At 71.1% G+C, this 18,422-nt stretch carries 17 protein-coding genes and 1 pseudogene; 5 read left to right on the forward strand and 13 right to left on the reverse strand.

The genetic code is table 11. The annotated features are described in order from the left end of the window. Positions 1 to 135: 135 nt before the first annotated feature. From SGFS_RS37200 to SGFS_RS37235, 8 genes are all read right to left on the reverse strand, one after another. On the reverse strand, positions 136 to 1,113 hold the full coding sequence (locus SGFS_RS37200) for an N-acetylglucosamine kinase (RefSeq protein WP_286256565.1): 978 nt from the start codon (positions 1,111 to 1,113) through the stop codon (positions 136 to 138). Continuing rightward, positions 1,104 to 2,369, reverse strand: a complete 1,266-nt coding sequence (locus tag SGFS_RS37205) for a 6-phospho-beta-glucosidase (RefSeq protein ID WP_286256566.1) — start codon at positions 2,367 to 2,369, stop codon at positions 1,104 to 1,106. Before SGFS_RS37205 ends, SGFS_RS37200 begins: the two co-directional genes overlap by 10 nt. Positions 2,370 to 2,376: 7 nt before the next feature. Continuing rightward, positions 2,377 to 3,267 (reverse strand): carbohydrate ABC transporter permease, encoded by an 891-nt coding sequence (locus tag SGFS_RS37210; protein ID WP_286256567.1) that lies wholly within the window; start codon positions 3,265 to 3,267, stop codon positions 2,377 to 2,379. Further along, positions 3,267 to 4,208 carry a carbohydrate ABC transporter permease gene (locus SGFS_RS37215; RefSeq protein ID WP_286256568.1) on the reverse strand — a complete coding sequence of 314 codons (942 nt, stop codon included), beginning with the start codon at positions 4,206 to 4,208 and terminating at the stop codon, positions 3,267 to 3,269. The genes SGFS_RS37210 and SGFS_RS37215 overlap by 1 nt, the downstream gene beginning before the upstream one ends. A gap of 6 nt (positions 4,209 to 4,214) precedes the next feature. After that, complete coding sequence (locus SGFS_RS37220; protein WP_286256569.1) at positions 4,215 to 5,552, reverse strand: ABC transporter substrate-binding protein; 1,338 nt, start codon at positions 5,550 to 5,552, stop codon at positions 4,215 to 4,217. A gap of 158 nt (positions 5,553 to 5,710) precedes the next feature. Then, entirely contained in the window at positions 5,711 to 6,910 is a 1,200-nt protein-coding gene (locus SGFS_RS37225; protein WP_286256571.1) for an ROK family transcriptional regulator, read from the reverse strand. Between the two features lie 165 nt (positions 6,911 to 7,075). Beyond that, positions 7,076 to 7,912, reverse strand: a complete 837-nt coding sequence (locus tag SGFS_RS37230) for a hypothetical protein (protein WP_286256572.1) — start codon at positions 7,910 to 7,912, stop codon at positions 7,076 to 7,078. 245 nt (positions 7,913 to 8,157) lie between these two features. After that, positions 8,158 to 8,694 (reverse strand): HNH endonuclease, encoded by a 537-nt coding sequence (locus tag SGFS_RS37235; protein WP_286256573.1) that lies wholly within the window; start codon positions 8,692 to 8,694, stop codon positions 8,158 to 8,160. Between the two features lie 322 nt (positions 8,695 to 9,016). Between SGFS_RS37235 and SGFS_RS37240 the strand changes: the two genes are divergently transcribed. Next, positions 9,017 to 10,126, forward strand: coding sequence for a mechanosensitive ion channel family protein (locus tag SGFS_RS37240; protein ID WP_286256574.1), 1,110 nt, complete (start codon positions 9,017 to 9,019; stop codon positions 10,124 to 10,126). Positions 10,127 to 10,316: 190 nt separating this feature from the next. Here SGFS_RS37240 and SGFS_RS37245 read toward each other — a convergent pair whose 3' ends face one another. From SGFS_RS37245 to SGFS_RS37255, 3 genes are read right to left on the reverse strand one after another with little or no spacing between them, the layout of a single operon-like run. Next, entirely contained in the window at positions 10,317 to 11,681 is a 1,365-nt protein-coding gene (locus SGFS_RS37245; RefSeq protein ID WP_286256575.1) for an ABC transporter permease, read from the reverse strand. Continuing rightward, positions 11,678 to 12,391: an ABC transporter ATP-binding protein gene (locus SGFS_RS37250; protein WP_286256576.1), complete on the reverse strand. Its 714-nt coding sequence runs from the start codon at positions 12,389 to 12,391 to the stop codon at positions 11,678 to 11,680. Before SGFS_RS37250 ends, SGFS_RS37245 begins: the two co-directional genes overlap by 4 nt. Continuing rightward, complete coding sequence (locus SGFS_RS37255) at positions 12,388 to 12,921, reverse strand: PadR family transcriptional regulator (RefSeq protein WP_286256577.1); 534 nt, start codon at positions 12,919 to 12,921, stop codon at positions 12,388 to 12,390. The genes SGFS_RS37250 and SGFS_RS37255 overlap by 4 nt, the downstream gene beginning before the upstream one ends. A 196-nt stretch (positions 12,922 to 13,117) precedes the next feature. On the opposite strand from SGFS_RS37255, the gene SGFS_RS37260 reads away from it, so the two are divergent. The 3 genes from SGFS_RS37260 to SGFS_RS37270 all read left to right on the forward strand — a co-directional run bounded on the left by SGFS_RS37260 (position 13,118) and on the right by SGFS_RS37270 (position 15,862). Then, entirely contained in the window at positions 13,118 to 13,333 is a 216-nt protein-coding gene (locus SGFS_RS37260) for a hypothetical protein (RefSeq protein WP_286256578.1), read from the forward strand. Beyond that, on the forward strand, positions 13,334 to 15,403 hold the full coding sequence (gene malQ / locus SGFS_RS37265) for a 4-alpha-glucanotransferase (protein WP_286256579.1): 2,070 nt from the start codon (positions 13,334 to 13,336) through the stop codon (positions 15,401 to 15,403). A 207-nt stretch (positions 15,404 to 15,610) separates the two neighbouring features. Continuing rightward, positions 15,611 to 15,862, forward strand: coding sequence for a hypothetical protein (locus SGFS_RS37270; RefSeq protein ID WP_286256580.1), 252 nt, complete (start codon positions 15,611 to 15,613; stop codon positions 15,860 to 15,862). A gap of 246 nt (positions 15,863 to 16,108) precedes the next feature. Here the strand turns inward: SGFS_RS37270 and SGFS_RS37275 are convergent, their stop codons facing one another. Continuing rightward, positions 16,109 to 16,627, reverse strand: coding sequence for a MarR family winged helix-turn-helix transcriptional regulator (locus SGFS_RS37275; protein WP_286256581.1), 519 nt, complete (start codon positions 16,625 to 16,627; stop codon positions 16,109 to 16,111). A 177-nt stretch (positions 16,628 to 16,804) separates the two neighbouring features. Here SGFS_RS37275 and SGFS_RS37280 point away from each other — a divergent pair, with 177 nt between their 5' ends. Continuing rightward, positions 16,805 to 17,746 carry an EamA family transporter gene (locus SGFS_RS37280; protein WP_286256582.1) on the forward strand — a complete coding sequence of 314 codons (942 nt, stop codon included), beginning with the start codon at positions 16,805 to 16,807 and terminating at the stop codon, positions 17,744 to 17,746. A gap of 98 nt (positions 17,747 to 17,844) precedes the next feature. Here the strand turns inward: SGFS_RS37280 and SGFS_RS37285 are convergent. Continuing rightward, positions 17,845 to 18,309: pseudogene (locus SGFS_RS37285) on the reverse strand (DUF1203 domain-containing protein); the annotation flags it as partial. Positions 18,310 to 18,422: the final 113 nt, after the last annotated feature.

Raw genomic sequence — 18,422 nt, forward strand, 5'->3', positions numbered from 1 at the left:
GATCGGGTTCGGTTCCCTGGGCGTTCGAACGTGTTCGGGGCGGGCGGATGGATGGCGATCGCGCGGTTCCCCACACCCCTGAAGGGGCGCGGGGAACCGCGCGAACGGGATCCGGAGCGGCGGGGGCGAAGAAAGTCAGGCGGAGTCGAAATGCGCCCGCACGCGCGCGTGCACCACCCCCTCCGCGCCCACCCGGTCCAGGCCCAGCAACACCGCCCCCAGCACCGGCGCCGCCGTCACCACCCGTGCTACCGCCTTGGGCGCCGACGCCGCCAGCAACTCCTGTACGCGGTTGTCGAGAAGGGCGTGCCGGGCGGCGAGGACGCTGCCGCCGAGCAGGACGGGTGTCTCCTCGCCGAGGAGGTCCAGGCGGGTCAGAGCGACCGTCGCCATGGCCACCACCTCCTCCGCCAGCCGCTCCACGAGCCCGCACGCCACCGCGTCGCCCTCCGCCGCGGTGTCGAAGAGCACCGGCGTCAGCTCGTGCCGCCGGACCACCGGGATCCGCTCCAGATGCAGCGCCTCGATCAGGGCGTACATCGAGTCCAGGCCGAAGTGCCCGGGCAGGGCGCGCGCGAGCGCCGTCGGGCCGCCCCGGCCGTCCTCCGCCCTGGCCGCGTGCCACAACGCCTCCTCCGCCAGCCCCCAACCTCCGCCCCAGTCGCCCGAGATACGCCCGAGCGCCGGGAAGCGGGCGGTGCGGCCGTCGGGGCGCATCCCCACACAGTTGATGCCCGCCCCGCACACCACGGCCACCCCCCGGGGCTCGGCCACCCCCGCCCGCAGAATCGCGAAGGTGTCGTTGCGGACCTCCACCGTCGTGCCCCACGCGCGCGCGTGCAGCGCGGCCGCCAGCTCCTCCTCCTCGACGGGAAAGTCGGCGTTCGCGAGACACGCGGACACATGGTCGACCGCGGAGACCCCCGCCGCCGCGAAGGCCTGCCGTACGGCCTCCGCCACGGCGTCCACCGCCGCCGTCACCCCCACCGCCGGGGGCCGGAACCCCCCGCCCCGCGCCTCGCCCACCACCTCCCCGTCCGGCGCGACCACCGCGACATCGGTCTTGCTGTTGCCCGCGTCGATCGCGAGGACGGCACCACGCGTCACGCCCACGCCAGGTGCTCCCGGTTGTGCGCGATCAGCTGATCGGTGAGGGCGTCGGCGTACGCGTACTGCCCGATCAGGGGATGGGCCAGCAGCGTTCGGAAGACGCGGTTCCGGCCGCCCCGCAGCGCCGCGTCGAGCGCCAGGTCCTCGTACGCCGTCACGTTCGCCATCAGGCCCGCGTACAGCGGATCCACGGCCGGCACCGGCAGCGGTGTCGCACCCTTGCGGCCCACCGCCGCCTGCACCTCGATCACCGCGTCGTCGGGGAGGAAGGGCAGCGTCCCGTTGTTGTACGTGTTGACCACCTGGTACGGGCTGCCCCCGTCGCCCAGCAGCGACGCAGCCAGGTCGACCGCCGCCTCCGAATAGAACGCCCCGCCCCGCCTGGCGAGCAGCGCAGGCTTCTCGTCGAGCGTCGGGTCGGCGTACATCTCCAGCAACTCCCGCTCCATCCGGGCCACTTCGGCCGCCCGCGACGGCTTCGTACGCAGCTCCCGTACGACCTCGTCGTGCGCGTAGTAGTAGCGGAGGTAGTAGGAGGGGACCACGCCCAGGCGGTCCAGGAGTGACCCGGGCAGGCGCAGGTCGCCCGCGATCGTGTCGCCGTGCGAGGCGAGGAGACGCGGCAGTACGTCCTCGCCCTCCGGGCCGCCGAGCCGTACGCCCGTCTCCCAGGTCAGGTGGTTGAGGCCCACGTGGTCCAGGTGCACCTCGGCCGGGGCCACCCCCAGCAGGGCCGCGAACTTCCGTTGCAGTCCGATCGCCACATTGCACAGTCCGACCGCTTTGTGACCGGCGTTGAGCAGGGCGCGGGTCACGATCCCCACCGGGTTGGTGAAGTCGATGATCCACGCGTCGGGGTTGGTACGGCGGACCCGTTCGGCGATGTCCAGCACCACCGGGACCGTGCGCAGCGCCTTCGCCAGCCCGCCCGCGCCCGTGGTCTCCTGCCCGACGCAGCCGCACTCCAGGGGCCAGGTCTCGTCCTGCTCGCGGGCGGCCTGTCCGCCGATCCGCAGCTGCAGCAGGACCGCGTCGGCGCCGTCGACGGCCGCGTCCAGGTCGGACGTCGTCACGATCCGGCCCGTGTGCCCCTGGCGGGCGAAGATACGGCGGGCCAGGCCGCCCACCAGCTCCAGCCGGTCGGCGGCCGGGTCGACGAGGACCAGCTCCTCGATCGGCAGGGTGTCCCGGAGCCGGGCGAACCCGTCCACGAGTTCGGGTGTGTAGGTCGAGCCTCCGCCGACCACGGTGAGCTTCACGGGTGTATCAACCTTTCACTCCGGTCAATGTCACGCCCTCGACGAACGCCTTCTGGGCGAAGAAGAACACGACGATCACGGGGGCCATGACCAGCACCGTCGCCGCCATGGTCAGATTCCAGTCGGTGTGGTGCGCGCCCTTGAAGGACTCCAGGCCGTAGGAGAGCGTCCAGGCGGCGGGGTTCTCGGAGGCGTAGATCTGCGGGCCGAAGTAGTCGTTCCAGGCGTAGAAGAACTGGAAGAGGGCGACGGCGGCGATCCCGGGCTTCGCCATCGGCAGCACCACCCTGAGCAGGGTCCGCAGCTCACCACAGCCGTCCACCCGCGCCGCGTCCAGATACTCGTTCGGGATCGTCATCAGGAACTGCCGGAGCAGGAAGATCGAGAACGCGTCCCCGAAAGCCATCGGGATGATCAGCGGCCACAGCGAACCCGACAGGTCCAGCTGCTTCGCCCAGAACAGGTACATCGGGATGACCACCACCTGCGGCGGCAGCATCATCATCGAGATGACCAGCATCAGCGACAGATTCCGGCCCCGGAAGCGGAACTTGGCGAGCGCGTACGCCACCGGGACGGACGACACGACCGTGAGCGCGGACCCGGCGACGGCGTACAGCAGGGTGTTGCGCCACCAGGTCAGAAAGCCCGGGGTGTCGAAGACCCTGGCGTAGTTCCCCCACTCCCAGGTGTCCGGGACCAGGTCCCGGGAGAGTGCCTGCTGATCACTCATCAGCGAGGTCAGGAACACGAAGACGAAGGGGAGGGTGAAGAAGAGGGCGGCGGCGACGCCGAGCGAGTGGACCGCGATCCACTCCAGCAGGGCCTTGCGGCGGGCGGTCCGGGCACTCGTGGACGACATGTCCACCAGCACCGGTTTGTCGAGCACTTGGGCCATCAGTCAGCCGCTCCGATCAGTCCGCCCCGGCGCCGCATCAGCAGCGCCGTGAACACCATCGACAGGGCGAACAGCACCAGCGCGACCACACAGGCGGAGCCGTAGTCGAAGCGCTGGAAGCCGAGGTTGTAGACGAGTTGGGGGAGGGTCAGGGTGGATCGCTCCGGGTAGCCGGGCTCGAACTGCGTGCCCGCGCCCTGGATCACCCCCGAGGCGACCTTCCCGGCGACGAGCGGCTGTGTGTAGTACTGCATCGCCTGGATCACCCCGGTGACGACCGCGAACATCACGATCGGCGAGATGTTCGGCAGCGTCACGAACCGGAACCGCTGCCACGCCGAGGCACCGTCCAGCTCGGCGGCCTCGTACTGCTCCTTCGGTACGTCGAGCAGCGCCGCCATGAAGATGACCATCAGGTCGCCGATGCCCCACAGGGCGAGCAGGGTCAGTGCCGGCTTGGACCAGGACGGGTCGTTGAACCAGCCGGGCGCCGGGAGCCCGAACTTCTCTAGGATCGAGTTGACCGGGCCCGTGCCGGGGTTGAGCAGGAAAGCGAAGGCCATGGTCGCGGCCACCGGCGGGGCCAGATAGGGCAGATAGAAGAGGGTGCGGAAAACCCCGGTGCCCGTCTTGATCTTCGTGATGAGGAGTCCGACGCCGAGCCCGAACAGGACCCGGAGGCTCACCATCACGATCACCAGCCACAGGGTGTTGCGCAGGGCGGGCCAGAAGAAGGGGTAACTCTCGAAGACGTAAGTCCAGTTCTTCGTCCCGCTCCAGGTCGGCGGCCGGAAGCCGTCGTAGTGCATGAACGAGAAATAGACCGTCGAGATCAGCGGATACGCGAAGAAGACCGCGAAACCGATCAGCCAGGGCGACATGAAGGCCGCCGTGCGCAGCGCCGAGCGCCGGTGCTTCGCACGCAACGTGTAGGTGCTCATGGGCTCTTACTTCGCCTGCGCGATGTCCGTGTCGATCTGCTTCGCGGTGTCCTTGAGACCCGCCTTCAGATCGGTGGCCTTGCCGCTCTCGTAGTCGTATCCGAACTGCTGGATCGTCGTCAGATACACACCGCCGTTGACGGACGCGGGTGCCGTGGTCGAATCCGGGTTCGCCGCGATCTCCAGGAACGTCTTGAAACGCGGGTCGTACTTCAGCTTCGGCGACTTCAGCGCGGCCAGCGTGGAGGGCACGTTGTGGATGGCGTTGGAGAAACCGACCACCGCGTCCGTGTCCGTGGTGATGTACTTCACCAGCTCCCAGGCCGCGTTCTGCTTCTTGCTGGTGGCGGCGATCCCGGCGATGGTGCCGGTGATGTAGCCCTTGCCGTACTGGTCCGCCTGGTCGTCGGGCACGGGCAGCGGGGCGACCCCGATCTCGAAGTCCGGCTTGGCGTCCACCGCCATGCCGAGCCGCCATTCGCCGTCGAGCTGCATCGCGACCTGGCCGGTGTGGAAGGGGTGCTTGGGGCCCCATTCGTCGCCCAGCCCGGACCGGTAGGTCTCCAGCTTCTTGTAGCCGCCGAGTTCGTCGACCAGCTTCTTCTGGAGCTTGAAGGCGGACGCGAAAGCCGGGTCCTTGGCGATGTTCGACTTTCCGTCGCCGTCGAAGTACGTCGGCGAGAACTGGCCGAGGTAATGCTCGGTCGTCGTCTCCCAGCCGTGGTAGTTCGGCATGAATCCGAGCTGGGAGTAGCTGTCGCCCTTGGTGATGGTCAGCTTCTTGGCGTCGGCCTCGAATTGGGACCATGTCTTCGGCGGGCTCTTGATTCCCGCCTTCTCGAACGCGGTCTTGTTGTAGTAGAGCCCGTACGCGTCACCGAGCAGCGGTACGGCACACCGGTTCCCGTCGAACTGGGTGTACTCGTTCATGGCCTTCGGGAACGTCTTCTCCGGGTCGATGTCCGACTTCTCGAAGAAGGGGTTCAGATCGACCAGCGCACCGGAGGTGCAGAACTTTCCGACGTTGTTCGTGGTGAACGACGAGATCACGTCCGGGGCCTTGTCGCCGCCGGCGCGCAGCGCCTGGTTGATCTTGTCGTCGGTCATATTGCCGACGACGTTGACGTGGATGTTCGGATGAGCCTTCTCGAAGCCGGCGACCAGCGCCTTCACGGCCTTCACCTCCGCCGGCGCGCTCCAGGCGTGCCAGAAGTTGATGGTCGTCTCCTTCGAGGCGTCATCGGCGGCCTCGGAACCGGACTGACCGGTACAGGCCGTGGAGAGAAGAGCGAGAGAGACGGTGGCGGCGAACGCGATCGCCGCGTTCTTGGATATTCCGGGCATGGCGGGGCCTCCCTAGGCAGGGTGAGGTATGGAAGGGGGTGCGAAACCGTGCCCCGTAAGGGGCGCGGGGCAGTATCGACATGCGGCTCCGCCGCGTGGGCGCGACCAGCCACGAACGGCCCGCAGTATGAGGACGACCAGCGGTTACCCGGCGCTGCTCAGCGGAGCGCCAACGTGTCGAAGACTTCGTCGCGAGTAGCCGCAAGCGAACTCTCCAAAGCGCCGCGCAGAACGGGCTGTTCACGCACGTCACCGATGACCAGCCGCGGCCGGGACGCGGCCAGCTCGGCCAACTCGCTCTGGACGAGGGCACGCAGCCGCTCGCCCCCTGCGGTCAGCGCGCTGCCGGTGAGTACGACGAGTTCGGGGTCGAGCACGGAGACCAGCGAGGCGAGCCCGGTGGCCAGCCCCGTCGCATAGGTGGCCAGAAGTCGACGGTACGGATCGGTGTCGAGGTCGGCCGCCCGGCCGAGAAGAACCGCGGCGACCTCGGCGTACGGCCCGGAGGGGATGTCCGGCACCCCCAGTTCCCGGGCGAGCCCGGGGATGACCTGGGAACCGGCGAGCTCCTGGAAGCCGCCGCTGCCCGTTCTGGTCACCCGGCGGGCGAGCGGCACCCCCGGCACCGGCAGGAAGCCGACCTCGCCGGCGCCGCCGGTGAAGCCGCGGTGCAGCCGCCCGCCGAGGACGAGGGCCGCGCCGAGACCGCCCTCGTTCCACAGCAGGACGAAGTCGTCGTGGCCCCTGGCCGCGCCCAGCCGTTGTTCGGCGAGGGCGACGAGGTTGACGTCGTTCTCGTACTCGACCGGCATCGGCAGTGCGGCGGCCAGCTCCTCCAGGAGGGTGGGGGAGTGCCAGCCGGGCAGATGGGAGGCGTAGCGCAGCCGTCCGGTGCCGGGGTCGAAGGCGCCGGGTGTGCCGATGACCAGGCGGCGCACGTCGGACCGGACGAGCCCCGCGGCCTTGACCGCCCCGTCGAGGGCGGCGGTGACCTGCCGTACGACGGGTTCGGCCGGGCGGCGGCCATGGGTGGGGACGGCGTGCTCGCCCACCGTGCGGCCGGTGATGTCGGCGACGGCGGCGAGGACGCGTTCGGGGGTGACGTCGAGGGCGGCGGCGTACGCGACGGTCGGGTTCACCGCGTACAGCTGGGCGTTGGGGCCGGGTCGGCCCTCCCCGCTTCCGCTCTCGACGACCAGCCCCGCCGCCTCCAGGCGGGCGAGGAGCTGTGACGCGGTCGGCTTCGACAGGCCGGTGAGCTTGCCGAGGCGGGTGCGTGAGAGCGGGCCGTGGGTCAGGAGGAGGTCGAGTGCGGCGCGGTCGTTCATGGCGCGCAGTACGCGCGGGGTTCCTGCCATGGGTACGCGGCCTCCCGAACTGTTAGGAAAGTTTCCTGTCGGATGCCAGGAAGATAGGACTAGACCAGAGAGGAGTCAATACAAGCCAAACGAAAACCGCCCCCGGGCAACGAAGTCGTTAACCGGGGGCGGTCTGTCGGCCGGCGGACCGGCGGCGTCACATCACTACTTCACGTCGACGAAGTCCCCGACGGAGGTCTTGGCCGCGGTGCTGGACGTACCGGCGAACTTGAACCGGAACGAGCCGTCCTCCGACGCCTTCACGGTGGTGGACAGGGTCCCGGCCGTGCCGGAGGTCACCGTCTTGACGTCCGTGTAGGCGGTGGCGCCCTTGGCCTTGAACTGGAGGGTCACGGCCTGGCCCTGGTAGCCGGAGTACGCGCGGGTGCTCCAGTTGGCGCGGGTCAGCTGCCCCTTGACGGTCAGGGTCTTGCCCTTGGTGACCGGCTCCGGCGAGGCGTTGACGGTCAGCTTCGCCGTGCGCTGCAGCTTGGTGGTGCCGAGGCCGCCCCAGAGGTCGTACCCGGTCTCGAAGCTGACGTGGTCGTCGGAGTCGTCGACGTCGATGGCCCCGTGGCCGTAGAACGCGCCGATCTTCCAGGTGGTGGCGTCCGAGCCGCTGAACAACTGCGACCTCGGGCGCACGCTCAGCGTCGTCGTGCAGGACTCGATCACCGTGATGTCCGAGTCCACGACCGGGGTGCAGACCGGTGCCTTGGTGGTCGGCTCCAGGGCGTTGTCGGGCTCGAGGAGACGGCCGCGGTAGGCGATGATGCCCAGGAAGTTGTTCTCGTAGTCGATGACCAGGTCGGCCGGACGGGTCAGCTTGTAGGTGACCGGAACGGTCACCTTCGTCTTGGTGCCGACGACGATCGGCTTGCCGCTGTTGACCACGACGTCGCCGAACTTCAGGTTCGGCGAGTCGGCCGACGCGACGGGCGCGGCCAGGCCGGTCAGGGCCAGGGCGCCGGACACGGCGGCGCCTATGGCGAGCTTTCGCATGAATTCCCCACATTCGAGCGGGCCCCCGGGCATTGCGCTCCAGAACAAGGGCCTGCCGTAGGCCTGACCCTAGGTGATCGGTCTTGTGTGGGGAACGGGGGGTACCTGTGAAGAAGGTAAAGAAGCGCAGGTCAAGCGGACGTTCGTGTTCCGGGCGACTCCCGAGCGGGCGATCCGGACGCCCGGTCGCGCGTGATCCGGACGCCCCCGAGTGAGGGCGCCCGGCTGTACAAAAGCCCGGACCGTCAGGCTGAGATGCCGTCGATCCGGGCCAACGCGTCGTCCGCGCCGTACGGCTGCAGGTAGGGCAGCCAACGCGGGTCCCTATGGCCCGTGCCGATGATGCGCCAGGCCAGGCCGGTCGGCGGGGCGGGTTTGTGACGGAGCCGCCAGCCGATCTCGAAGAGATGGCGGTCGGCCTTTACATGGTTGCAGCGGCGGCACGACGCCACCACGTTGTCCCAGACGTGCTTGCCCCCGCGGCTGCGCGGGATGACGTGGTCGACGCTGGTTGCGACGCCACCGCAGTACATGCACCGGCCCCCGTCACGGGCGAACAGCGCCCGACGGGTCAGAGGAACGGGCCCCCGATAGGGAACCCGGACGAATCGCTTGAGCCGGACCACGCTGGGTGCGGGGAGTGTGACGGTCGCGCTGTGCAGATAGGCGCCGGATTCCTCGAGAGAGACGGCCTTGTTCTCAAGGACGAGGACGAGCGCGCGGCGGAGCGGTACGACGCCGAGCGGCTCGTACGACGCGTTGAGGACCAGGACATGCGGCACGGATGCCTCCTTGGGCGTCGGCGGCGCGTGGCTCGCGCCGGGACGATCTGTGGCCAGTCTCCCCTCTTGCCTGGTGGGCGCGCCACCATGTCCCGGTAACGGGCTGGGAGTGTTTTCGACCACACCTGAATTCATCCCCCGCTTCGTGCCCCCTTCACTCCCAGGTGAGCGCCCTCTCTGCTTCGGACACCCGGCGAACCTCCACACAATGCCCCGTTAGTGTGGTGGGTCTGCCCGTTCGGTGACCTTTCCGTGATCCGACGGATCTTGACCGCCGTACCGGAGGGCAGATATCGCACCTGGAGGTACCGCAGTGTCGCCCGTGTCGTCGGCATCGTCCCTGTCCGCCCTGCTGGCCGCCGAGTCACCGTCGCCGTCGCCCTCTCCCTCGGAGACCTCGACGACCCCTGCGGTGCCCTCGCTCCAGGACGCCCAGGAGAGCGCGACCAACGCCGCCAGCTGGGTCGAGGAGAACTGGTCCACGTGGCTGGCGATCGGACTGCGCGTCCTGCTGATCGTGGTCATCGCGGTGATCCTGAGAGTGATGGTCCGGCGGGCGATCACCAAGCTAATAGACCGCATGAGCCGCACTCCCCAGGGCGAGGACAACACCACGCTCGGCGGTCTCCTCGTCAACGTCGAGCGCCGCCGCCAGCGCTCCCAGGCCATCGGCTCGGTGCTGCGCTCGGTGGCGTCGTTCGTCATCCTGGGCACCGCCGCCCTGATGGTCCTCGCCACCTTCGAGATCAACCTCGCCCCGCTGCTGGCCTCCGCCGGTGTCGCGGGCGTCGCCATCGGTTTCGGCGCCCGGAACCTGGTCACGGACTTCCTCTCCGGTGTCTTCATGATTTTGGAGGACCAGTACGGCGTCGGCGACACCGTGGACGCGGGCGTGGCCTCCGGCGAGGTCATCGAGGTCGGCCTGCGCGTCACCAAGCTCCGCGGCGACAACGGCGAGATCTGGTACGTCCGCAACGGCGAGGTCAAGCGCATCGGCAACCTCTCCCAGGGCTGGGCCATGGCCGGCGTGGACGTCACCGTCCGCGCCGACGAGGACCTGGACCACGTCCGCCGCATCCTGAACGAAGTCGGCGAGACGATGAGCAAGGAAGAGCCCTGGAACGAGCTGCTCTGGGGCCCGATCGAGGTCCTCGGCCTGGACAGTGTGGCGCTGGACTCGATGGTGGTCCGTGTCTCCGCCAAGACCATGCCCGGCAAGGCCCTCACCATCGAGCGCGAGCTGCGCTGGCGGATCAAGAAGGCCTTCGACGCCGCCGACATCCGAATCGTCGGCGGCCTCCCGGCCCAGTCCGACGGCGTCCCGGCCGACGACCCGACCGCCGCCGTGGCCGCCCCGTCGGTGTACGCCTCCACGTCGTCCCCCCAGGGCGAGCGGGCCACACCGATCACCCCGGCGGTCCCGCAGAAGTAGGCGGCGACCGATCGCGTACGACACCGAGGGGCGCCCGGCATCTGCCGGGCGCCCCTCAGGGCCTGTCGTCACATTCCCGTCTGCCGCGCGACGCCATGCACGCCCTCCGGGCGAACGACGGGAATGTGACGACAGGCCCTGGTGCTTCCACCCGCCCCAGGGCACCCCCGTGACTCCTGGGACGCGTGGGCTACACGTACCGCAGCTCAGCCGGCCGGACCGACCTGCGCAGCAGCGGCAGCGAGGTGGCCGCCGCCAGCAGGCAGGCCACGAAGACGGCGACGGGGAACAGCAGGGCCGTGTACGGCAGTCCCGAGTCGCTGTCGGAGACGGCCGTCGTGTACCAGACGGCGATCGCCAGGCCCCCGGTCCCGGCCGTCAGCACCGCGGGCACCAAGGGCAGCGCGGTCTCCAGGAGCAGCGCCCGGCTCAGCGTGTCGTGCGGCACTCCGGCGGCGACCTGCGCGGCGAGCCCCCGGCGGCGGGTGGCGAGCGACTCGGCGGTGCCGACGGCGAGCCCGAACAGGGTGATCGCGAAACCGACCAGGACGGCGGCTCCGGCCAGGTCCAGCCCCGTCGTGTAGAAGGACTTGGGGGCCGCGAAGTGCTCCCCCGTGGCCAGTTCCGCGAGCAGTCCCTGCCGTACGCCCAGGTAGCCCGAGCCGACGACGGTGCCCATGAGGACGGCCGCGTGGGTGCGGGCCGCCGACCACGGGTCGTCACGCAGTCGCTCGGCGGCGATCAGCACCGCCGGGTTCCCCGTACGGGCGGCCAGCAGCCGGCCGGTGAGCTTGGCCGTGACGCCCGAGAGCAGGATCGCGCCCCCGCCGACGGCGAGCAGCGCGGCGAAGATCGGTAGCGGGGTCTGCGTGTACGAGCCGCCGGGCACGTCCCGCGAGGTGTTGACGACGGCGGCCAGACCCGCGACCACCAGCAGTCCCAGCGCCGCCAGGAGCACGATCGCGGCCCCACGCCCCGAGCGGGACCCCGTCCGTCGTACCCAGCCCAGCGGAGAGGCCACCACCTGGCGCAGCGCCAGCACACCGGCCATCGCGCCCAGCACCGGCACACCCAGAGCAACCAGCGCGATCCCGGCCCAGGCCACGACCGAGGGGCTCCGCCACTCGCCCAGCAGGACCACCACGGCGGCGAGCGCGGCCACCACCGAGCCGAGCAGACAGGCCAGCCCCGTCTCCAGCGCGGCGATCCGCCGCACCTGCCGCGGTGACGCGCCCGCCAGCCGCAACCCGGCCAGCCGCCGGTCGCGGTGCACGGCACCGACCCGGGTGGCCTGGCCGAGGAGCCCGATCACCGGGACCAGCAGAAGCAGCAGCGTGAGGATCACCCCGGAACGCTGGCTCGGCTGGTCCAGCAGACCGTCGGCGACGGGCACCTGGTACCGGCCCGTGAGCGAGGCCAGCGCGGCCGCCGCCATGCCGAACCCGGTCGCCAGCGCGGCCCCCAGCGCGGTCAGCGACACCCGCCACCACTCACGCCGGTCGGAGCCCCGGGTCAGCAGCACGGCGAGCCGCAGGTCGTTCGCGAGACCGGTCACAGGGACGCCTCCAGCGCCGCGTCGGCCTCGGACACGACGGCCCCGTCCTTCAGCGTCACCTCACGGTCCGCGTACGCCGCCACCTGCGCGTCGTGCGTGACCAGCAGCACCGCCGTACCCGACTCGCGGGCCGTGTGGATCAGCGCCGCCATCACCTGCTCGCTCGCCAGGGAGTCCAGCGCCCCCGTCGGCTCGTCCGCGAACACCACCTTCGGCCCGGTCACCAGGGCCCGCGCCAGCGACACCCGCTGCGCCTGGCCGCCGCTCATCTCGCCCGGCCGCTGCTCCTCCTGACCGCGCACGCCGAACCGCTCCAGCCACTCGCCGGCCCGCGCCCGCGCCCGCTCCCGGGGCGTGCCCGCCAGCAGCAGCGGCAGCGCCACGTTGTCGACGGCGGAGAGCTCGGGTATCAGCTGTCCGAACTGGAACACGACCCCGAACTCCGTGCGCCGCAGCTCGCTCAGCCGGTCCTCGGACAGCTGGTCCAGCCGCTCCCCCGCGTACACCACCGAGCCCTCGTCCGGGCGGACGATGCCCGCCAGGCAGTGCAGCAGCGTGGACTTTCCGCTGCCGCTGGAGCCGGTGACGGCGAGTATCTCGCCGGCCCGCAGTTCCACGGAGGCGCCGCGCAGCGCCCGCGACCTGCCGTGGTCCTTGACGAGGCCACGGGCCGCAAGAAGCGGCACCGTGCTCTGGTTGTCGTTGCTCATGCTGCGTCGACCTCCGCGGTCAGGGTGGTCAGCCGGCCCGCGGTGGTGTTCATCCAGCGGAGATCGGCGTCGAGGTGGTTGAGGGCGTAGTCCGCCGAGAGCACGGTCGCGAGATCGGCGCCCGGCGCGGTCTTCACGGCCGTCAGCTCCCGCATCCGCGCCATGTGCGCGGCGCGCTGCCTCCGCAGATACGCTGCCGGGTCGCCGGCGGCCAGGATCGAGACGACGACCTTGGCGAAGATCTCGTTCGTCACGAACGGGGCGGGCGGGGCGATCTCCCCGGCCCATTTGGTCAGTTCGTGCGATCCGTCGTCCGTCGAGCGGTACATCGTCCGCTCCGGACCGCTGTCCGCCTCGGTGCCGTCGACCTCGGCGAGCCCGTCGCGGACCAGCCGCTGCAGGGTCGTGTAGACCTGCCCGTAGGCCAGCGGCCGGGCCTGCGGGAATCGTTCGTCGTGCCGTCGCTTGAGGTCGTAGCCATGGCTCGGCCCTCCGGCGAGCAGCCCCAACAGGATGTGGCGGGTGCTCATGGTGATCAGTATGCACCGAGTACATGTACTGAGTGAATAGTGGCTCGGATTTCCCACGAGAGGTGACCGGGGTCACGTTGTGGGCCCTGCCGCGTCTGCCCGGCCGCCCATTGGGTAGGGCTGGAGTACCGCGAACCCAACCCGCACCCCACCGTCGTCCGACGACGAACCGCCGTACGACGACAAGGAGACCCTCATGGCCGTACCCGCCCACGTCGTGTTCCCGACCCGCTCCAAACGCCCCGCCTGCGTCCTCGCGAGCTTCAGCGCGGAGGGCGCCTGCGCCGAGGCCCCGCTGACCAGCGAGCCCCCGCTCCCGGACGCCGAGCCGCTCACCAGCGAGCCGCCCCTCGCGGACGCGGCCCCGCTGACCAGCGAACCGACCTCCCACGGCGCCGCGGCGGGGGTCTAGATGCCACCACTCCCGGGCGATCCGCCCGACACCCCCCTCGCCCGGCTCGCCGAACTGCACGGCGTGGCCACCTCCTACCGCCCCGCCCCGGACCGTACGGTCGCGGCCTCGGACGGCGCGGTCGTCGCCGCCCTCGCCGCGCTGGACGTCGACGCGAGCACCCCCGAGGCCGTGGCCGGCGCCCTCGCGGCCCGCGAACGACACCTGGGCGAACGGCTGCTGCCGCCGACGCTCGTGAGCTGGGGCGAGACGACCCCCGCCGCGCTGGCCGCCCTCCCGGACGGCACCATGCTGCGCGTCGAGACCGAACAGGGCGAACTCCGCTCCAACGCCGAGAAACTCCCCCCGGGAGTCCACACCCTGCGCGCCACCGCCCCCGACGGCCGCACCGCCGACGTCCACCTCGTGGTGGCCCCGCCCCGGCTCCCCGCCCCGCCCGGCCGGACGTACGGCCTGCTCGTCCAGCTCTACTCCCTCCTCTCCCGCCGCAGCTGGGGCATGGGCGACCTCGGCGACCTCGCCGAGCTGACCGCCTGGGCGGGCCGTGCCCTCGGCGCCGGATTCGTCCAGGTCAACCCCCTGCACGCGGCCGTCCCCGGCACCCCCACCGACCCCTCCCCGTACCGCCCCTCCTCCCGCCGCTACCCCGACCCCGTCCACCTGCGGATCGAGGACATCCCCGAGTTCCCGTACGCCGACGGCGACTTCCGCGCCGTGCTCGACCGGGCCGCCCGCCTGCGTGAATCCGTCCTCTCCAAGGGCGAGTTGATCGACCGCGACGCCGTGTGGGAGCTGAAGCGGCAGGCCCTGGAGGCCGTGCGCCAGGTGCCGCTCGGGCCCGGGCGGCGGGCCGCGTACTGCGACTTCCTCGCCGAGGAGGGCCAGGCGCTGGAGGACCACGCCACCTGGTGCGCGCTCGCCGAGGTGTACGGCCCCGAGTGGCCCCGGTGGCCGCAGGGCCTGCGCGACCCGCGCTCCGCCGAGACCGCCCGCGCCCGCGCCGAGCTGATGGACCGGGTCGACTTCCACACCCGGCTGGCCTGGCTGACCGACGCCCAGCTCGCCACCGCCCAACGCTCCGCGCGCGACGCCGGCATGCCCGTCGGCCTCGTCCACGACCTCGCGGTGGGCGTCCACCCGGGCGGCGCGGATGCCTGGGCCCAGCAGGAGTACTTCGCCGCCGGCATGTCGGTCGGCGCGCCCCCGGACGCCTTCAACTCCCGGGGCCAGGACTGGGGCCTGCCCCCCTGGCGCCCCGACCGCCTCGCAGCCTCCGGCTACGCCCCCTACCGCCGCCTCCTGCGTGCCCTGTTCCGCCACGCGGGCGCCCTGCGCATCGACCACGTCATGGGCCTCTTCCGCCTCTGGTGGGTGCCCCAGGGCCAGGCGCCCACGGAGGGCACATACGTCCGCTACGACGCCGACGCGATGCTCGCGATCCTGGTCCTGGAGGCCTCGCGGGCCGGGGCCCTGGTGATCGGCGAGGACCTGGGGACGGTCGAGCCGGGCGTGCGCGAGGCGCTCGACGAGCGAGGCGTGCTGGGCACGTCGGTGCTCTGGTTCGAGCGGGACTGGGACGGCGACGGCCGCCCCCTGCCCCCGGCCCGCTGGCGCGCGAACTGCCTGGCCACCGCCACCACCCACGACCTGCCGCCCACCGCGTCCCGCCTCACCGGCGACCACGTCGAGCTCCGCGACCGCCTCGGCCTGCTGACCCGCCCCCTCGCCGCGGAACGGGCCGAGGCCGCCGCCGACACGGGGGAGTGGCTGGCCCTGCTGTCCCGACTGGGCCTGCTGAAGGGCGCGGGCGGCGGCATCTCGGCCGCCTCGGAGGAGGCCGAGATCGCGGCCGTCCACCGCTTCCTGCTGCGCACCCCGGCCCGCATGATCGGCCTCTGGCTCCCCGACGCGATCGGCGACCGCCGCCCCCAGAACCTCCCCGGCACCTGGGACCAGTACCCGAACTGGCGTCTGCCGATCGCGGACGCGACGGGCCGCCCGGTGACGTTGGAGGACTTGGCGGCGTCATCTCGGCTGCATGAGCTGGTGGATGTGCTGAGGGGCGCGTGAGAGCCCGGGAGCGAGCGCGCGTCGGCGGGTGCGGGTGGTGTGTGGTCGCTCGCGCCCACGCGACGGAGCCGGCCTGTGCTTTCAAGGCCCGGGGGAACCGCGCGACACGCCCCCCGCCGGGCCGCACCCGCCGGATCGCGCGCACTCCCGAGCCACTAGGCACCCCCCGGACAAGCGGAGCGCATCCGTGTTGGTTACCTTTGGCTCGTGGACAAGAAGAACGCCCTGCGCGTAGGCGCCCTGGCCGCCGGTACGACGCTGATGATGCTGCTGATGTCGTCCCCGGCGCTCGCGGTGATCCCGGATGACGGTGACGACCCGGGCCCCGGTCTGAGCGTGATGGAGACGATCGGCCTCTATGTCGTGGCGCCGCTCGCGATCTTCGCGGTGATCACGGGCCTCGTCATGGTCCTGGACAAGTCCTCGGACCGGCAGTCCAAGACCAAGGCGAAGGCCTGACCTCCGCCTCACCCGGCCTTCCGTCGAGGCCGCGAAGTCGATGAGGGCGCCGAGCCTGCGCTATGATTTTCCTGAGCTGCTGGCCGGGACATCCCGAACTTCTCGCGGCTCATGCGTTGGTGGTCCAAGGAAAGACGTCCCGCTTCCTGCGGGGAGATGCAGGTGCAAGGCCTGCCCGGCGCTCCAGTGATCAAGAGCCCCACCCCGTGACCCACGGGGTGGGGCTCTTGCGTTGCCCCAGATGCCTCAGGCCCCCGTCCCCACCACCAACATCCGCAGCAGCTCGACCAGTTGCCCGGCCTGCTCCTCGCCCAGATGGGTCAGCGCCTCCGTCTGAACGGCGAGACCGGCCTCGACCGCGTCGTCGATCATGCTCAACCCCTGCTCCGTCAGTGTGACTTGGAGCGCGCGACGGTCGTGCGGGTCGGGGGAGCGGCGCAGCAGACCCGCGCGCTCCAGCTTGTCGAGCCGGCCGGTCATACCGCCGGTGGTGAGCATCAGGGTCGCCGAGAGCTGACGGGGCGAGAGGGTGTACGGCTCGCCGGAGCGGCGCAGGGTCGCCAGCACGTCGAACTCCCCGCGTGAGATCCCGAACCGCGCGTACTCCTTCTCCATGCGGTCGCCGAGCACCCGCGAGAGCCGGTAGACGCGTCCGAAGACCTCCATCGCGGTGGTGTCGAGGTCGGGCCGTACGGCGGCCCACTGGTCGACGATCGCGTCGACGGGGTCACGGAGGGGCTTGGGGGCTTCGGGGCCGGTGCTCATGAGGGGAGTATCGGCCGCCTTCCGGTTGCCCGCAAGAAAGTAGATCAGTGGAAAGTAGCTCAATGAAAAGTGGATCGATGATGAGCGGCTTGACGATAAGTAGCTTAGCAGTAAGCTACTTATCGTCGAGTGACCGCTCGTCGTCCAGTCCGTCCTCTCCGTGAAGGGCCCGCCCGCATGGCCGCGAACCGCGCCACCCACATCGCCCTCACCGCTCTCGCTCCCATCTCCTGGGGCACGACCTACGCCGTCACCACGGAGTTCCTGCCGCCGGACCGCCCCCTGTTCACCGGGCTGGTGCGGGCCCTCCCGGCGGGTCTGCTGCTCCTGGCGATCTCGCGCACACTGCCGCGCGGCGTCTGGTGGGGGAAGGCGGCGGTGCTGGGCGCGCTCAACATCGGCGCGTTCTTCCCGCTTCTCTTCCTCTCCGCGTACCGGCTGCCGGGAGGGATGGCGGCGGTCGTCGGGTCGGTCGGGCCGCTGTTCGTCGCCGGGCTGGCCACCGTGCTGCTCGGCGAGCGGCCGACCGTACGGACACTGCTCACCGGAATCGCGGCGGCCCTCGGCGTCAGCCTGGTCGTTCTCAAGGCGGCCGGCTCGCTCGACACGGTCGGCCTGCTCGCGGCGCTCGCCTCCACCGCGTCCATGTCCACCGGCACGGTCCTCACCAAGCGCTGGGGCCGCCCGGAAGGCGTCGGCCCCCTCGCCCTCACCGGCTGGCAACTGACCGCCGGCGGCCTGCTGATCGCCCCGATCGCCCTGCTGGTCGAGGGCCCGCCGCCCGCGCTGGACGGCCGCGCGATCGGCGGCTACCTCTACCTCGCCCTCGCCAACACCGCCGTCTCCTACTGGCTCTGGTTCCGCGGCATCGGCCGCCTCGCCGCCACCCAGGTCACCTTCCTGGGCCCGCTCTCCCCGCTGACCGCAGCGGTCGTCGGCTGGGCGGCACTGGGCCAGGCACTCACACCGGTCCAGCTCCTGGGGATGGCGGTGGCGTTCGGGGCGACGGTGCTGGGGCAGTTGCGGCCGGGGACGGGACCGAAGGCCGTCAGCGCGGCGAAGGGGAACCGCCGTTCGGCTCCCACGACGCCGGAGGTCCCGGCGGGAAGCCGGCCCTAAGGCCTGTCTGACAATCCGACAAGTCCCGTCTGCGGGCGACGACGGGAATCGTCGGACAGGCCCTGGCCGCCGGCTGCGGCGGAGCCGCCGGACGCGACGACCTCGTACAGGAAGCACCCGTACTCCACCGCTCTGACATGCACGAGTGCGACCTCCGGATCCGCGAACGCCTCCTGGAACGCCGCCCCGAACTCCTCCGGCCGCTCCACGAGCCGCCCGCCCAGGATTCGGCCCCCGGCCGAGTAACGGCGGACCGTGCGGTGGACGTTCGTGAACGGGAGGAAGTCCCGCTCCGGGCCGCCGCACTCCTCCGCATGGATGAACACCGGCCCCTGCTCGTCGTACGCCCCCGGATCGACGCCCGCCGCCACCGCCCACCTCCGCAGTGGGGCGTACGAGACGAGGGCGATCGTCTCGCCGGGGGTGCTGTGGCGCAGACAGCAGCGGAGCGGGGCCCCGCCCTCGTGGTCGGGTTCGGGAAGGATCCCGTTCCCCGCGTCGTCGGCACCCCGCAGTTCCTTCAGCGCCGCCTGGGTGATGGGTCGTGCGGTCCATGTCGTCATGTCCTCCAGGCTTGCGCGCGTACGACCTGCTCACCGGCGGGTAATGGACATCGCGTTCCGAACAGATCCCGTGGAAGGATGGCGCAACCCACACATAACGAGGAGATGACCGC

It is taken from the genome of Streptomyces graminofaciens (genome assembly GCF_030294945.1).
Classification (GTDB): Bacteria; Actinomycetota; Actinomycetes; order Streptomycetales; family Streptomycetaceae; genus Streptomyces; species Streptomyces graminofaciens.

Coding starts and splice junctions, on each gene's coding strand:
- SGFS_RS37210 (WP_286256567.1), bottom strand. CDS start 3,267: ATGGCCCAAGTGCTCGACAAACCGGTGCTGGTGGACATGTCGTCCACG.
- SGFS_RS37215 (WP_286256568.1), bottom strand. CDS start 4,208: ATGAGCACCTACACGTTGCGTGCGAAGCACCGGCGCTCGGCGCTGCGC.
- SGFS_RS37220 (WP_286256569.1), bottom strand. CDS start 5,552: ATGCCCGGAATATCCAAGAACGCGGCGATCGCGTTCGCCGCCACCGTC.
- SGFS_RS37225 (WP_286256571.1), bottom strand. CDS start 6,910: ATGGCAGGAACCCCGCGCGTACTGCGCGCCATGAACGACCGCGCCGCA.
- SGFS_RS37230 (WP_286256572.1), bottom strand. CDS start 7,912: ATGCGAAAGCTCGCCATAGGCGCCGCCGTGTCCGGCGCCCTGGCCCTG.
- SGFS_RS37250 (WP_286256576.1), bottom strand. CDS start 12,391: ATGAGCAACGACAACCAGAGCACGGTGCCGCTTCTTGCGGCCCGTGGC.
- SGFS_RS37255 (WP_286256577.1), bottom strand. CDS start 12,921: ATGAGCACCCGCCACATCCTGTTGGGGCTGCTCGCCGGAGGGCCGAGC.
- SGFS_RS37260 (WP_286256578.1), top strand. CDS start 13,118: ATGGCCGTACCCGCCCACGTCGTGTTCCCGACCCGCTCCAAACGCCCC.
- malQ (WP_286256579.1), top strand. CDS start 13,334: ATGCCACCACTCCCGGGCGATCCGCCCGACACCCCCCTCGCCCGGCTC.
- SGFS_RS37275 (WP_286256581.1), bottom strand. CDS start 16,627: ATGAGCACCGGCCCCGAAGCCCCCAAGCCCCTCCGTGACCCCGTCGAC.
- SGFS_RS37280 (WP_286256582.1), top strand. CDS start 16,805: ATGGCCGCGAACCGCGCCACCCACATCGCCCTCACCGCTCTCGCTCCC.